This is a genomic window from Labrenzia sp. PO1, from assembly GCF_012273635.1.
Lineage (GTDB): Bacteria > Pseudomonadota > Alphaproteobacteria > Rhizobiales > Stappiaceae > Roseibium > Roseibium algicola.
In genome coordinates this window covers 254,802-270,676 of the sequence record NZ_JAAXCR010000006.1, presented here as the reverse complement: position 1 = coordinate 270,676, position 15,875 = coordinate 254,802, and the positions used below count along the sequence as shown (strand labels likewise).

General features: G+C 59.1%; 12 protein-coding genes. 10 read left to right on the top strand and 2 right to left on the bottom strand.

The window, feature by feature from the left end; all coding sequences use genetic code 11:
- Positions 1-10: 10 nt before the first annotated feature.
- On the bottom strand, positions 11-2,656 hold the full coding sequence (pepN, locus tag HCG46_RS26560) for an aminopeptidase N (protein WP_168687970.1): 2,646 nt from the start codon (positions 2,654-2,656) through the stop codon (positions 11-13).
- 269 nt (positions 2,657-2,925) lie between these two features.
- Between pepN and HCG46_RS26555 the strand changes: the two genes are divergently transcribed.
- The 9 genes from HCG46_RS26555 (at position 2,926) to HCG46_RS26515 (ending at position 14,413) form a co-directional block, all read left to right on the top strand.
- Positions 2,926-3,423 carry a class I SAM-dependent methyltransferase gene (locus HCG46_RS26555; protein WP_168687969.1) on the top strand — a complete coding sequence of 166 codons (498 nt, stop codon included), beginning with the start codon at positions 2,926-2,928 and terminating at the stop codon, positions 3,421-3,423.
- Between the two features lie 27 nt (positions 3,424-3,450).
- Positions 3,451-4,635, top strand: a complete 1,185-nt coding sequence (locus HCG46_RS26550) for a CaiB/BaiF CoA-transferase family protein (protein WP_168687968.1) — start codon at positions 3,451-3,453, stop codon at positions 4,633-4,635.
- A gap of 17 nt (positions 4,636-4,652) precedes the next feature.
- Complete coding sequence (locus HCG46_RS26545) at positions 4,653-5,237, top strand: NUDIX domain-containing protein (protein WP_168687967.1); 585 nt, start codon at positions 4,653-4,655, stop codon at positions 5,235-5,237.
- 115 nt (positions 5,238-5,352) lie between these two features.
- Positions 5,353-7,230 (top strand): adenylate/guanylate cyclase domain-containing protein, encoded by a 1,878-nt coding sequence (locus HCG46_RS26540; RefSeq protein ID WP_209009635.1) that lies wholly within the window; start codon positions 5,353-5,355, stop codon positions 7,228-7,230.
- A 290-nt stretch (positions 7,231-7,520) separates the two neighbouring features.
- Positions 7,521-9,407, top strand: a complete 1,887-nt coding sequence (locus tag HCG46_RS26535) for an ABC transporter ATP-binding protein (protein ID WP_168687966.1) — start codon at positions 7,521-7,523, stop codon at positions 9,405-9,407.
- Complete coding sequence (locus tag HCG46_RS26530; protein ID WP_055658732.1) at positions 9,404-11,290, top strand: ABC transporter substrate-binding protein; 1,887 nt, start codon at positions 9,404-9,406, stop codon at positions 11,288-11,290. Before HCG46_RS26535 ends, HCG46_RS26530 begins: the two co-directional genes overlap by 4 nt.
- Positions 11,291-11,556: 266 nt before the next feature.
- Positions 11,557-12,582: an ABC transporter permease gene (locus tag HCG46_RS26525; RefSeq protein ID WP_031268102.1), complete on the top strand. Its 1,026-nt coding sequence runs from the start codon at positions 11,557-11,559 to the stop codon at positions 12,580-12,582.
- Positions 12,579-13,757 (top strand): ABC transporter permease, encoded by a 1,179-nt coding sequence (locus tag HCG46_RS26520; protein ID WP_022997806.1) that lies wholly within the window; start codon positions 12,579-12,581, stop codon positions 13,755-13,757. The genes HCG46_RS26525 and HCG46_RS26520 overlap by 4 nt, the downstream gene beginning before the upstream one ends.
- A 62-nt stretch (positions 13,758-13,819) precedes the next feature.
- Positions 13,820-14,413 carry a class I SAM-dependent methyltransferase gene (locus tag HCG46_RS26515; RefSeq protein WP_168687965.1) on the top strand — a complete coding sequence of 198 codons (594 nt, stop codon included), beginning with the start codon at positions 13,820-13,822 and terminating at the stop codon, positions 14,411-14,413.
- 179 nt (positions 14,414-14,592) lie between these two features.
- On the opposite strand, the gene HCG46_RS26510 is transcribed toward HCG46_RS26515, so the two are convergent.
- Positions 14,593-14,880: a DUF1330 domain-containing protein gene (locus tag HCG46_RS26510; protein WP_055658736.1), complete on the bottom strand. Its 288-nt coding sequence runs from the start codon at positions 14,878-14,880 to the stop codon at positions 14,593-14,595.
- A gap of 101 nt (positions 14,881-14,981) precedes the next feature.
- Here HCG46_RS26510 and HCG46_RS26505 point away from each other — a divergent pair, with 101 nt between their 5' ends.
- Complete coding sequence (locus HCG46_RS26505) at positions 14,982-15,872, top strand: LysR family transcriptional regulator (protein ID WP_022997803.1); 891 nt, start codon at positions 14,982-14,984, stop codon at positions 15,870-15,872.
- Positions 15,873-15,875: the final 3 nt, after the last annotated feature.

Here is a 15,875-nt window from a genome sequence, read left to right as displayed (position 1 = left end):
GTATTGCAGACTACTGCAAGGTTCTGTCGACGATGTCACGGCTGTCTCTCGACAGATTTTCGCATGCTGAAATCCTCAAGAGGGCAGATTCAGCAAGGGCACTTCTTTGTGGGTCAAGTGCGCGCCACGAGCGGAAGCTCGTCAGAAGTCTCGATGCCACTTGTGGATTTCGCTTATCGATCTCCAGAACTGATTCGGCGATCAGTTCAAATCCGGCACCATCCATCCGGGCAAATTGTGTCGGGTTGCCGGTGGCAAAGGATTGCAGCAGCGAGCGGACACGGTTCGGGTTGCCGGCATCGTAGGATGGGTCCGACATCAATGCCTTGACCCGGTCCAGCGTTTCGTTGCCGGGCGCGGTGGCCTGGGTCATGAACCACTTGTCCATGGCCAGAGAGCTGTCCGTGTGCCGCTCGCGGTAAGCTGCAAGCGCTTCCTCTTCACGTGGCATATGGTCGTGTACCAGAAGGGTGAGGGCCGCGAGGCGGTCAGTCATGTTGTCGGCAGAGGCAAACCGCGACCAGACCAGGTCAGTCGCATCGGCTGCGCCGGAGACTGCGTAATAATGCAGGCAACGGTTTGCGAGCGCTCGTTTTCCGGCTGCCTGCGCATCCGGAGAAAAGGTCCCACCTGCGGACTGGTCGGTAATGAACGGGACGAGGGAAGATGCGATGCGGGCGGCAACTGCGCGCCGCAGCATCTGACGGGCCGTGTGAATGGCGTCCGGGTTGACGTCCTTGCCGATTTCCTGTGCGACATCCGCTTCGCTGGGCAATGTGAGTGCCTGCGCACGCAGGGCTTCATCCAGCTGGGTTTCACCCAGAACAGACGCGAACACACCGATGACGTCTTCGGACGGCGTGCCTTCCGAGCCGTCACGGACCAGATCGGCAAGCCTCACAAGGTCCTGCATCGCCAGCGTCTGCACCGCCTGCCATCGATTGAACGGGTCCCGATCCTGTGCTGCCTGAAACAGGAGTTCCTCGGAATGCAGGGGCTGGTTCAGACGAACGGGTGCGGAGAAACCGCGCAGGAGAGACAGAACGGGAGCGGCGGCGACATTGTGGAAGACGACGTCCTGGTGAGCCTTGTCGAGCACAAGCACATCGCCGGCGACGTTGGCACCCTCCACGGAGCCTGTTTCCATGTCCTCGCCATTGGGGCCGATCAACCCGAAACGAAGCGGGATGACTGCCGGTTTGCTGGACTTCTGGCCGGCAATGGGCGGGATTTCCTGGGACAATGAAACGGTGAAGGACTTGCGGTCGGGATCATATTCCGTTTCCACCGACACGACTGGCGTTCCTGCCTGCTCGTACCAGAGCGAAAACTGTTCAAGATCGGTGGACGATGCTTCCTCGAAGCAGGACAGGAATGCCTCGATTGTGGTTGCTTCGCCGTCATGGCGGTCGAAATAGAGGTCCAGTCCGGCCCGGAACTTCTGTTCGCCCAGAAGCGTCTGAAGCATGCGAACAACCTCGGCGCCTTTTTCATAGACAGTCGCCGTATAGAAGTTATTGATTTCATGATAGGTTCGCGGACGCACAGGGTGTGCGAGCGGGCCTGCATCCTCCGGAAACTGATGCGACTTCAGCAAGCGTACATCGGCAATGCGCTTGACCGCGCGCGAGCGCATGTCGGACGAAAACTCCTGGTCGCGGAACACCGTCAGGCCTTCCTTCAGGCACAGCTGGAACCAGTCCCGGCAGGTGATGCGGTTTCCGGTCCAGTTGTGGAAGTATTCGTGTGCGATCACGGCTTCAATATTGGCATAATCCTGGTCGGTTGCCGTTTCCGGGTCGGCCAGAACGTACTTGTCGTTGAAGATATTGAGGCCCTTGTTTTCCATCGCGCCCATATTGAAGTCCGACACGGCGACAATGTTGAACACATCCAGATCGTATTCGCGGCCAAACACTTCCTCGTCCCAGCGCATGGACCTCTTCAGGGAATCCATGGCCCAGTCACACAGGCTCTCCTTGCCATGCTCGACGTAGATGTTGAGTGCGACCTCCTTGCCGGACATGGTGGTGAACGTGTCCGGAACTTCGGCGAGATCGCCCGCAACCAGTGCGAATAGATAGGCCGGTTTGGGGTGCGGGTCGTGCCACACGGCATAATGCCTGCCGGTGCCGTCGATATCTCCTGTCTCCGTCAGATTGCCGTTGGCCAGGAGAACGGGGCAGTCTTTCTTCGAGGCCTCCAGACGTGTCGTGTAAACGGCAAGGACATCCGGTCGGTCCAGAAAATAGGTAATCCTGCGAAAGCCCTCGGCCTCGCATTGGGTGCAATAGGTTGCCGAGGAGCGGTAGAGCCCCATCAGCTTCGTGTTCGCGTCCGGATCGAGTTCGGTCACGAGTGTCAGCTCGAACGGATCGGCAGGCGGTGAGGCAAGTTCGAGACGATCGGCTGTCGCTGCATAGGCAGTCTCGGCAAGCGCTTCGCCGTTCAGCTTGATGCCCGCAAGTGACAATTCGTCACCATCCAGCACAAGCGGGGCGCCGGCCTCTGTTCCCGGTTGCCTGCTGACCTCAAGCGTCGCGGTCACGCGGGTTGCGCCCGGGGCGAGTTCAACGTTCAGGGCGACCTTGTCGATGCGATAAAGTGGCGGTTGATAGTCTTCCAGCCGTATGGCCGGCGCCGTTTCTGAACGCATCGAATTCTCCTGCTGATGTTAGGCGCAATTGCCCGCCTGTGCCTGGCCGAAAGGCCCTTTTTGGAGGCCGCAACCGCACCCTCATGAAAATGTGAGGATGAGCTAAGGCGTTAGCATGATCGCAGATTACGGCAAAGTCCTGTTTGACCTTCCGCAAGGGCTGGTATTCCGTCAGCCTTTGATAACACCTAAATACGGACGGGAGGTTTTGACGGCAGCCGGGGCATTGTCTATGTCAGGTGCGTCGTAAGTTGCAGGGAATTTTTTTCATGAGCCGTTTGGACAGTTTTATTCGTCGAATGACATCCCAGAAAACATTGCTCGAATTTCTGGTCGACAAGGTCAACGAAGTCGACGGACCTATCCTGGAACTCGGGTTGGGCAATGGCAGAACCTATGACCACCTGCGCGAGATTTATCCGAACAAGGAAATTTTCGTATTCGATTTCGCCATGGACTGCCACCCGAGCTGCGCTCCGGACGCGCATCACATGATCCTCGGCAACATTCGCGACACGCTTGTTTTCTGCGGGCCGCGGATCGGGGCGAAGGCGTCGTTCGCCCATATCGACATCGGTTCGGCTGACCCTACAAATGACCTGGCGACAGCTTCCTGGCTGGCTCCTTCAATAGATGCCCACATGGCCGTTGGCGGAATTATCCTGTGCGCGCTCGAACTCGACCTGCCGAATTACGAGCCCCTGAAAAAACCGGATGGCATTCACCGGGGTCGCTATCATATCTATCGCAAGACATCAGAAGCCTGACCGTCGGCACTATTCAGGAAGAGACACATGACCGCGCCGCTCAAAGGCATCAAGGTTGTCGAACTGGCCCGCATTCTGGCCGGGCCCTGGACGGGCCAGACCCTGGCGGACCTGGGGGCAGACGTCATCAAGGTGGAAAGCCCGCAAGGCGATGATACCCGGGGCTGGGGACCGCCATTTGTCAAGGACGAGGCGGGCGCGGACCGGGATGCCGCCTATTTTCATGCCTGTAACCGCGGCAAGCGTTCCATTGCGGTCGACTTTCGCACACAGGAAGGTCAGGACCTCGTCCGCCGCCTGGTGGCGGATGCCGACATTCTGGTCGAGAACTTCAAGGTCGGTGGGCTCGCCAAATACGGCCTCGACTACGACAGCCTTTCCAAGGTCAATCCGAAGCTGATCTATTGTTCGATCACCGGGTTCGGTCAGGACGGTCCCTACGCTCATCGGGCCGGCTATGACTTCATGATCCAGGGCATGGGCGGCATCATGGATCTGACCGGGGACCCGGAAGGCGACCCGCAGAAAATCGGGGTGGCGTTCGCGGATATCTTTACCGGGCTTTACGGTGTCATCGGCGTTCTTGCCGCCTTGCGCCGCCGCGATGAAACCGGCGAAGGCGAATGGGTCGACATGGCATTGCTCGATGCGCAGGTCGGAGTGCTGGCCAACCAGGCGCTCAATTACTTTGTTTCGGGCAAGGCGCCGAAACGTCTGGGCAATGCGCATCCCAACATCGTTCCCTACCAGGTCTTTCCGGCCAGCGACGGGCATCTGATCATCGCGGTTGGCAATGATGGCCAGTTCAGGCGCCTTTGTGCTGTTCTTGGCCTGCCGGAACTTGCCGACAATCCCCGCTACGCCACCAACGCAGCGCGGGTTGCCGCCCGCTCGGACCTTGTGCCGATCCTGACGGCGGAAACGTCGACGAGAGCCCGCGACGACCTCCTGGCTGCGCTTGAAGTTGAGGGTGTTCCGGCTGGACCGATCAATTCCGTGGAAGATGTCTTCAACGACAAACAGGTGTTGCACCGGGATATGAAGGTCGACCTGCCGGCGACCGGTGTCGAAGGCGGCTCCGTTGCCTCCGTCCGCACACCCATCAGGTTTCGGAACGGGACACTCGTGCTGGACCGCGCCGCGCCGGCACTTGGCGAGCACACGGAAGAAATCCTGAAGGAACTGGGCATCACGTCTGAGCCGAACTCCTGAACGAAGAAAGCACTGCCATGAGTACCCCGGATTACCTCAAGGTCTCCGATAGCGAAGTTCTGTCCAATTCCTGGGGAACGCTGACCCGCCACCGGATCGAGTACAGGCGCCGGGACGGCGATTGGCAGGCGCAGGTGCGTGAAGTCTACGAAAAGGGACATGGAGCAACCTGCCTGCTCTACGATCCGGAACGCAATTGCGTGCTGCTGACGCGCCAGTTCCGGCTGCCAGTCTGGGCTGCCGGCCGAGACCCGATGTTGATCGAAGCACCTGCCGGTCTTCTGGAAGGTGCGCATCCGGAGGATCGCATGCGCGCGGAGCTGATCGAGGAAACAGGATTTGAGGTTTCGGACCTGGAACATCTCTTCGATGCATTCAGCAGTCCGGGATCCGTAACCGAATATGTGGCATTCTTCCGCGGGACATACCATCTGAAGGACAAGGTCGCCGAAGGTGGCGGCAAGGAAACAGAGGGGGAGGATATCGAGGTGATGCACGTTCCCCTCGACCAGGCGCTCGAGATGATCCGCTCCGGTGAAATCATGGACGCAAAAACCATTATCTTGCTGCAGGAACTGGCCCTGCGTCGATTGACCGGCTAAAGGCAAAAGACATCGCGGTGGCAGTCCTTTGCGGTGGAAAGTCGAAAGCTTGCCTTAATTTGACGGAAACCGTCATGCAGGTAAGCTGCCTGTTCGCAACAAGGGTCACCGCCCAATGAAAAAATCGAAACGCACCGGCCGGCGCATAATGCTGCCCCTGACGACTATCGTCGGGCTGGGGTTCGGTGCGTTTGTTGCGATTGCGATCGGTCTTGTGCTGGGCCTGTCTGTCTCTGCAAACTTTCGCAACACGTTTTCCCTGCTGAACGACAAGACGATCCTGAGCACTCAGGCGCTCGAGACGCAGCTGCGGACGCATTTCGTGTCTGTCGAAAACGCGATCATCGGCCTGAAGCCCTATTTCGACGACGGCACGCTCGGCTTCGATGATACGGAAAGGACGCTGCAGGATCTCTCGATCGCGCTGAAATCCAATCACGACATCACCACACTGGTGGTGACTTCGACCGACAGAAGCAAGCTGGGGATCTATCGGGCACCGACCGGCAAACTGTGGCGGATTGAAACCGACGCACCGCCACCCGGCATGAGCATGCAGGAAATGCCGCAATTGAGCGCCGACAGTCCGCCGACCTGGGGCCCGCTCGTCAAACACGAGGTCGGTCTTTTCGCGAATGTTTCGGTGCCGTTGGTGCGGGACGGCAAGGTTGCCGGCATGCTGACGGCTGCGACGTCCATGGAAGAACTTGCCCACATCGTTTCTGCTCAGGACGAGGGCGGCGACAACACCGTCTTCATCATCGCGGACGGCGATCAGGTGATCCTGCATTCGGACGCTCCCTGGCTCCAGACCGGCGGCAGCATTCAGGACAAGTTGCCGGGCTCCTGGCAGACGATCGGCGACCCCGTTCTGGCTGCCATGGTAAATGAAGAAAAGCTGGACGAATTCAAGAAAGCTGCGGAACTTGGCATCGACGTCTCCACCGTTGATGCAAACAACGAAGAATATATCGTCATGAAGGCCCAGCTGGATGGTTTCAGCGACCGGCCCTGGACTGTCGGGCAGTATTACCTCAGCGCGACGGTCTCCCGGGAGCTGCGGCGTCTTGCAGGCTCCATGTTCGTCGGCTTCGGTGCGCTCGTGGTGTCGGTGCTGATCGCATTCTGGATGGGGCGGCGCGTCGCCCGCCCGTTGCGCTACCTTGCAGTTCAGTCCAAGCGCATCGGTAGCCTGTCGCTCAACGAGGTTGAGCCCCTGCCGCGCAGCCGCGTTGCGGAGATCGATCAGGTGGCGCTCGCCTTCAATTCCATGGTTGAAGGCCTCAAGGCCATGAACACCTATGTGCCGCGCTCGCTCTTCATCAAGCTGATGCGATTGGGAGGCGGGAATGCTGCACAGGCGCGCGGTGCCGAACTCACGATCCTCTTTACCGATATTGTCGGGTTCACGGCCTTGTCCGAGCACCTGAGTGCGGAAGAGACCGCCAGCCTGCTGAATGACCATTTCGCTATCCTGGTCGAGGCTGTTGAAGGCGAGGGCGGCACGGTCGACAAATTCCTGGGGGATGGCATGCTGGCCTTCTGGGGCGCGCCTGATGCCCGCCCGGACCATGCGGAGGCTGCTGTCAGAACCGCACGCCGGATTGCAGCCGCGCTGCATCAGTCGAATCTGAACGCGGTTACCCAGGGGCGTCCGCAGATGGCGCTTCGGATCGGTATTCACACCGGTCCGGCAGTTGTCGGCAATGTCGGCGCGCTTGATCGCTGGAATTATACCGTTGTCGGCGACACCGTGAACGCGGCCGAACGCCTGCAGACGCTTGGCAAGGAAGTTCCCGAAAACCCGGAAGTCGTCATCCTGGCGAGTGCGGACACCGTTGCGCATCTGCCTGGTGAGCGGCACCAGCGGCCGGTCGGCGCGCATCACCTGCGCGGCCGAAGCGGGCAGATGGAAGTCTATTGGCTCGATCCCTTTCCGCAGTCAAAGCCTGTACACAGGCTCGTGGAGCGGCCGGTGTCTGCCGCGGAGTGATTCCTTCCGGACCGTTGGATCGTCGGCCAGGCTTCCAGCTAGTCTGTTTCGTGTTCAGATGAACGCAGAAAAAATGATTTCAGGTTCGTTCGACAATTGCAGTTTAACGTTCGGTTGCACCCGTTAATCGAGTGGCGGAACGGGTCTGCTCTTGCAAACTGTGACGAACATCACAGTTTGTTTTCATGAATCCTGCATTGCTATCCACTGGCGAATTTGGTTGTCTTTCAAATGCAATGAGGGCTTAGTAAGCCTCTGTCAGACAATCCTTGCCTGGGAGGAAATGCGCGGTGAATGTTCTCTCGATTGAGGGACTGACGGTTGATTTTAATACGGCGGAAGGTCAGGTCCGGGCGGTTGACAATGTGTCATTTGTCGTACCCGAGAACCGGACTGTCGCGCTGGTGGGCGAATCCGGGTCGGGCAAGACGGTCATATCGCAGACGATCATGGGTCTTCTGCCCCAGGCTGCATCCATTACATCCGGGAAAGTGATCCTGGCGGATCCGACCGGCACGGAGCCGCCTGTCGATATTGCAGCGCTTGAGCGCAAGGGACCGCAGATGCGGCACCTGCGCGGCAACCGGGTTGCGATCATTTTCCAGGAGCCGATGACGTCGCTGTCGCCGCTGCATACCATCGGCGACCAGATCGGCGAAGCCGCACTTCTTCACCGCAACGTTTCCAGCGCCGAGGCACGCGAACTGACCAAGACCATGCTGAGCCTGGTCCAGTTCCCCGATCCCGAGCGCGCTCTCGACACCTATCCGTTCGAACTCTCAGGCGGCCTGCGCCAGCGCGCGATGATCGCGATGGCCATGATCTGCCGCCCCGCGCTGCTGATCGCGGACGAGCCTACCACCGCGCTCGACGTCACAATTCAGGCGGAAATCCTGAAGCTCATTCGCGAAGTTCAGGCCGAACTGCGCATGTCCGTCCTGATGATCACCCACGACTTTGGCGTGGTCGCCAACATGGCCGACGAAATCGCGGTGATCTATCATGGCCGCATCATGGAAAAGGGCACTGCCCAGCAGCTCTTCTCCGATCCCAAGCACGACTATCTGAAGGCTCTGCTCAACGCGGTCCCGAGCTTCCACATGGACCGGGACGAGCGGCTGGTGCCGATCCGGCCCATCAAGGTCCGCTCGGAGGAACTGACGGCCAATCGCCCGCATTGCGACGTCAAGCCGGGCGAGCCACTGGTCGAAATGCGCGATGTCACCAAACGGTTCACCCTGCGCAAAGGGTCTTTCCTCGGTGGCAAGGTCAAGACCATGACCGCACTCGACAGCATCAACCTGACGATCCGCCGCGGCGAGTGTCTCGGCCTCGTTGGGGAATCGGGTTCCGGCAAGACCACCGCAGCAAAGGCCATCCTGAGGGCAATCGGTATCGAGGGCGGCAATGTCCTCTACAATCGCGGCAAGGGGCTGGAAGACATCTCCAAGCTCAAGGGCGCGGAACTGATGGACTATCGCCGCCGCGTGCAGCTTATTTTCCAGGACCCGTTCTCCTCGCTCAACCCGCGCATGACCATCAACGACACACTGATGGAACCCCTTGAGGTGCACGGCATCGGCACCCCTCAGGAGCGGGCCGAGCGCGCACGCAATCTGATGAACCTGGTGGGGCTCGACCCGCGTTTCCTGCGCCGCTATCCCCATTCGTTCTCCGGCGGTCAGCGCCAGCGCATCGGGATCGCACGAGCTCTCGCGCTGAACCCGGAATTCCTGTTGTGCGACGAACCGACCTCGGCGCTCGACGTCTCGGTACAGGCGCAGATCCTGAACCTTCTGCAGGATCTCAAGCGCGACCTGAACCTGACCTATCTCTTTGTCAGCCATAACCTGGCTGTCGTCGACTATGTTGCCGACCGGATCGCGGTCATGTGCCGTGGACGACTGGTCGAGATGGGGGAAACACGAACTGTCGTCGGCAATCCGCTGCACCCGTACACGAAAGCACTGCTTTCGGCCGTGCCCGAGCCGGACCTGTCGGCACCACTGGATTTTGCCGCCCTAGATGCCAACAGAGCATCGGAGCCGCAATCTTGGCCGGAACCTTTCCGATTGACCGACGGCCAGGCGCCGTCGCTGGTGGAAATGGAACCGGATCACTTTGTCTGCGCACCTGGCCTGAAGAATGCCGGGGCGCTTGAGGGGACTGCAGCATGAAGTTTTTGAATTCCGTAAGGGCCGGTCTTTTCCTGACCGTAGCTCTGATAGCGGGGCCACTGGCCGCGTTGGAGCTGAAGGAAACACCGGGCCTTGATCCGTCTCTGCCACCTGTGGCGGAACGGGTTCCCTCCGACCCTCTGATCGTTGATCTTGAAGCCAAGGGTCGAACCGTCGGCAAGCCGGGAGGCAAGATCGACACCCTGATCGGCCGGGCAAAGGATGTTCGACTGATCAACGTTTGGGGCTATGCCCGCCTCGTTGGCTACAACGAGCAACTGGAACTGGTTCCCGATATCCTGGCGAACGTCGATGTTGAAGATGGCCGCATTTTCACGCTTCACACGCGCGCCGGCCACAAGTGGTCTGATGGCCATCCCTTCGGTGCCGAGGATTTCCGCTACTTTTTCGAGGACATTGTCAGCAACGAAAGTCTGACCCCGTCAGGTCTGCCGCCGTACCTGCTGGCCAACGGCAAGGGCCCCAAGTTCGAGGTCCTGGACGAAACCACCGTCCGCTTTACCTGGGATTCTCCGAACCCGCTGTTCCTGCCGGAACTGGCAAAGTCCCGTCCGCCGTTCATCTATCGGCCAGCCCACTATCTGAAGCAGTTCCACGAGAAATACGGCGATCCTGATGTGATCGCCAAGGAAGCTGCAAAGGTGAAGGCGCGGGACTGGGCACCGCTCCATAACAAAAAAGACGACATGTATAACGCGCAGAACGTCGACATGCCGTCGTTGCAGCCTTGGGTGCGCAACCGCGATGACAGCGATCTGCGCTTCGTTCTGGAACGCAATCCATACTATCACCGGGTCGACAGCACCGGTCAGCAGCTTCCATATGTCGACGAAATCATCATGACGGTTGCCGACGGCAAGCTGATCCCGGCCAAGGCACAGGCTGGTGAAAGCAACCTGCAGGCACGTAACCTCAACTTCGCCGACATTACCGTCCTGAAGAAGGGCGAAAAGGACAATGACTATGTCACCGCGCTCTGGTCCAACACCAAGGGTGCGGAGATCTCGATCCTGCCGAACCTGACGGTCAAGGATCCGGTCTGGCGTGAACTGATGCGCAACACGAAGTTCCGTCATGCCCTGTCGCTCGGGATTGACCGCAACCTGCTCAACCGGGTCCTGTTCTTCGGGCTGGGAACACCGGGCAACGACACGGTTCTGGCGTCCAGCCCGCTTTACAAGGCCGAGTTCACCACCAAGTGGGCGGAATACGATCCGGAACAGGCGAACGCGCTTCTGGACGAAATCGGCCTCACCAAGCGCAACGGAAACGGCATTCGTCTGATGTCCGATGGCCGTCCGCTGGAAATCATCGTGGAGACAGCTGGCGAGGAACAGGTCCAGGATGATGCCCTGGAGCTGGTCAAGGAAATGTGGAAAGAGATCGGCGTCGCTCTGTTTGCCAAGCCGAGCCAGCGTGACAACATGCGCGAGCGCGCCATCACCGGTGACCTGCTGATGTCTGTCTGGTCCGGCTTCGAGAACGGCATTCCGACGTCCGAAATGCCGCCGGAAGATTTTGCCCCTGTGCGTGGCGACGCGTTTTCGTGGCACAAGTGGGGTGACTATTTCGAAACCCAGGGTGAGGGCGGCGAAAAACCCGACTGGGCCCCGGCCGAGCGTCTGATGGAACTCTATACCGCATGGTTGAGCTCCAGAACGCCGGAAGAGCGCACCGAGATCTGGGAAGAAATGCTCCAGATCCATGCCGACGAAACCATTCATATCGGTCTGGTTTCCGGCGTTCGTCAGCCGGTTGTGATCAAGAACGTCGAAAACGTTCCGCTTGAAGGTATCTACGGCTGGGATCCCGGCGCCCATTTCGGAATTCACCGCATGGATGAATTCTACATGGCCAAGTAAACCGCAGTTCCGCTTGTTTTCCGGTCCGGCTGGTTCTGACACCAACCGGCCGGGGAAACTGCCAGAGATATCGTTCGGTTCGGAAGATTATCCGAACCGAACGCTTTAAAGGCGACGGGCTGACTTGATCCGGCCTGTTCCGCCAGACGTTTTTCCGGGGACTGACTCTTGGTTGAAAAACGTCATACTATCGAAACCGAATTTGACTTTAAGTGCAGAAATCAGAGCCTGATTTGCGCAAAGTGCCGGGGCTGAGGGGAGTTTAGGTGCTCTATTACATTGTCCGACGTATTTTGATGATGGGTCCCACCTTGCTGGTGATCAGTCTGCTGACTTTCTTCATCATCGAGTTGCCGTCCGGTGATTACATTTCCAACCAGATTGCTGCCCTGAAGTCCTCCGGTGAAAGTTCCTCGGTTGCCAAGCTCGAGTTCCTGAGAAAGGAATTCTCTCTCGATCGTCCCTTCATGGAGCGCTACCTCATCTGGGTCGGCCTCTGGCCGGGACCTCACGGTTTCGACGGGTTGATCCAGGGCAACTGGGGCTGGTCGTTCGAATTCGACAAGCCGGTGGAGCAGGTCATAGGACCGACACTTCCCTTGACCGTGGTCCTGAACTTCGCGACGATCCTGTTTGTCTACGTGGTGTCGTTCCCCATCGGTATTTTCTCTGCAACGCGTCAGTATTCTTGGGGGGACTACGGGTTCACTTTCCTGGGCTATATCGGTCTTGCCACCCCCAATTTTCTGCTTGCGCTCATTCTGCTCTATTTCTTCAATCGCTGGTTCGGCCTGTCCGTCGGTGGCCTGATGGATCCTCAGTACATCGATCAGCCCTGGAGCTTCGACAAGGCAATGTCGGTGCTGGCGCATCTGATCGTGCCCACCATCGTGATCGGGACCTCCGGCACGGCGGCCATGATCCGGCGCCTGCGCGCCAACCTGCTTGACGAGCTTCACAAGCAATATGTCACCACGGGCCGGGCGAAGGGGCTGAAGGAAAACCACCTGCTGGTCAAATATCCCCTGCGCATGGCCATCAACCCGTTCATCGCCGACATCGGCAACCTGATCCCGTCGCTTGTTTCTGGCTCGGTGATCGTTTCGGTGGTGATGAGCCTTCCGACAGTCGGTCCGGTTCTTGTGTCCGCGTTACAATCGCAAGACCAGTTCCTGTCAGGGTTCATTCTGCTGTTCGTTGCCATGTTGACGCTGATCGGCATGCTGATCTCCGATCTGTTGCTGGCAGTTCTCGATCCGCGCATTCGTCTTGGCGGGAGGGCCTCGTCATGACCATGGACGTGAAGAACACGCCCACGCGCGAAGTCGAGCATTACGTCGATCCGACGCCGTTCAACCCGGCAGTCACCGAGGAGATGACCGCCGAGCAGGAGCGCTTCTACCAGGCTTCCCAATGGAAGATCATGTGGTGGAAATTCAAGCGCCACAAAATAGCGGTCTGGTCAGGCGTGGTCCTGATCCTGTTCTACCTGTGCGTTCCCTTTGCCGAAGTAATTGCGCCCTATGGCGCCAACAGCCGCGACAGCATGCATCTTTATGCTCCGCCGCAACCGATCCACTTGTTTCACGAAGGCAAGCTCGTCGGCCCGTTCGTCTACGGCATGACCTCGGAAATCGACATGGAAACCCTGCAATGGGTGTTCAAGGACGATCCGAATAATGTCCAGCCGCTCCGCTTCTTCTGCAGCGGCGCAAAATACAAGTTCTGGGGGCTTTGGGACGCGTCCTTCCACCTTGTGTGCCCGGCGGAAGGCGGCACGATGTTCCTGTTCGGGACGGACCGGCTTGGCCGCGATCAGTTCTCGGGACTGGTCTACGGCGCCCGGTTGTCACTCACTGTCGGTCTGATCGGCGTCGTGATCTCAATTGTTCTAGGGCTCTTCTTTGGTGGGATCGCCGGCTATTTCGGCGGCTGGATCGACAGTCTGATCCAGCGGGCGATCGAGATCCTGCGCTCTCTTCCCGAACTGCCTCTGTGGATGGCGCTCTCTGCGGCGCTGCCTGTCACCTGGAGCCCCGTCTGGATCTATTTCGGCCTGACGATCATCCTTGGTCTCCTGGATTGGCCGGGGCTAGCGCGTGCTGTCAGGTCGAAGCTTCTGTCCCTGCGTGAAGAGGAATACGCCAAGGCGGCGGTCCTGATGGGGGCCAAGCCGAAGCGCGTGATCACGCGGCATCTGCTGCCGGGTTTCACCAGCCACATCATCGCGTCGGCGACGCTGTCGATCCCGTCCATGATCCTGGGTGAGACCGCGCTGTCCTATCTTAACCTCGGTCTGCGTCGGCCGGCGGTTTCCTGGGGTGTTCTCTTGAACGAAGCGCAGAACATTTCGGTGGTGACCGTCTACCCCTGGCTGATGGCTCCGGTGTTGCCGATCATCATTGTCGTCCTGGCGTTCAATTTCCTTGGCGATGGTTTGCGCGACGCGGCAGATCCCTATAAGTGATGCATCTGAAATCTGAAGAACCGGCGGGCCGTTCTGGCCCGTCTTGCTGTTAGGAAGTCACAATGTCGAAGAATGCCACCACCGCCGCTGGCTGGGACGAGGAATATGAAGCCGGTCGCTGGGCCTTCCTGCGCTCGCTGCCTGAAAGCGGCCGATATGGCATTATCGGCATGTGGCTTAGTCTGACCGGCTCCATGGATGACGTTCTCGATATCGGCTGCGGCGAAGGCCTGCTCTATGAGCGTTTGCAGCCTATGGGCGTCAAGCGCTATGTCGGCATGGATCTTTCCCCGGCTTCCCTGCAGATCGCCAATGTCGACCCGGCCATCGCCAGCCTGCGGGCAGGCGACATGCACACTTTCGAAGCGCTGGAAGGCGAAACGTTCTCCGCCATTGTCTTCAACGAGGTTCTTCACTTCGCGAATGACCCGGCTGCCGTCGTCGCCCGCTACGTCCCGTTCCTGAAGGAAAACGGTGTTATCGCGCTGTCGATGTATTCACCGAAAAAGCCTGAGTCGGGTGCAAACAAACTGATCAACAAGCTCTGGGAAGCAACCGACGATACCAGCAAGTGGGAAGTGCTCGATGACTATCGTCTCGTCTCCGACAAGAAAGGCGTCACCTGGCGCATGCGCCTGGTGAAGCCGGTACGGTAAGCGCCGGAGAGCCCGAAAATCAGCATTGAATTTGGCGAACACAGTCCTGCTTCCTCGGTCTGAGGAAGCAGGACTGTTTTGATTCCAGATGGGGCGGCGTGATCAGGCAGCGGCTCCCCCGTTCCTGGTGTGCACCTGGTGATCCTCCTCGGGAGGACGATTTGCCCAGTGACAGGTGATCAACCCGGAAGCACGACAATCGTGGACTTGCCGCCCTTGTTCCGAAGGGCGTGCACATCGGCAAGGTCCGGGTCGCGATGCCAGGCCTTGGCGGCATCGGGAGTGGGGAAGGACAGCAGGGCAACCATGTTCGGCGCATCGATAGCCGCTTCCAGGACCAGAGGTTCGGGATCCGCTGCAATGACGCTGCCGCCATGGCGGGCGAGAGCGTCTGCAGCTTTTTCACGATAGGCGCCGAGCGCTTCGCGATCCGTCACCGTGATCATGGCAATCGCTTGAATGGACATCTCTTAGTCTCCTTTGTTTGAGATGCCAGAATCGTATCGCAGAGGCGGTTTGCGAAAAATTCTTCAAATTCGTAACCGAACTGTGCAAAAATGCACATGCCATGTATAGCTGGGATGATCTGAAATTCGTGCTCGCCATTGCCAATGCCGGCAGCCTGACCAAGGCCGCCCGCAGCCTTGGTGTGACGCATTCTACGGTGTCGCGGCGGCTGTCTGCGCTGGAAGAGGAAATCGGCGCACGTCTGTTCGACCGTCTTCCGGAAGGGTTCACGCCGACCACCGCCGGCGAAGAGGCGGTTGAAGCCGCCCGCCGGATGGAATTGGAAGTGCTTGCGTTGGACATGCGCATTGCCGCCAAGGATGCCGAACTCGAAGGCCCGCTGCGTGTCACGGCAGCACAGCTAATTTTCCAGGTGCAACTGGCCGAGATTGTCGCGCGCTTCAAGGAGCGGCACCCGGGCATCGACGTCACCATGAATGCGGCCAACGAAATTCTGAGTCTGCACCGGCGCGAGGCCGATATCGCGGTGCGTGTCACCGACAAGCCCGATGAAAGCCTGTTTGGCCGTCTTGCCACAGGCCAGAACCGCTGTTTTTACGTGTCGCGAGACTTTGCCCGCCGATACCGGGACGCGGCGCTCGAAACGGTCACATCGCAGGCAGTGCCTTTCATCGCTTTCAAATGGTGGGGCAACAAGGTGCCGAAGGAAATGCGCGATCGGTACCCCAATGGTGAGGTGGCAACGGTCACCGATGACATGATCACTATGCATGCGGCCGTTCGGGCCGGCATGGGTATCGGCCGTTTGCCCTGCTTTCTGGGGGATCCTGATCCCGACTTGATCCGCCTGCCGGGCGTCGAACCGAGCCGTTACTTCGATATCTGGATCCTGACCCATCCGGACCTGAAGAACGTCGCCAGGGTACGAACCTTTCTTCGCTTTGCGGCCGACGCCTTCAAGGAAAAGAGCAGTCTCTACCTCGGGAATTGAGTG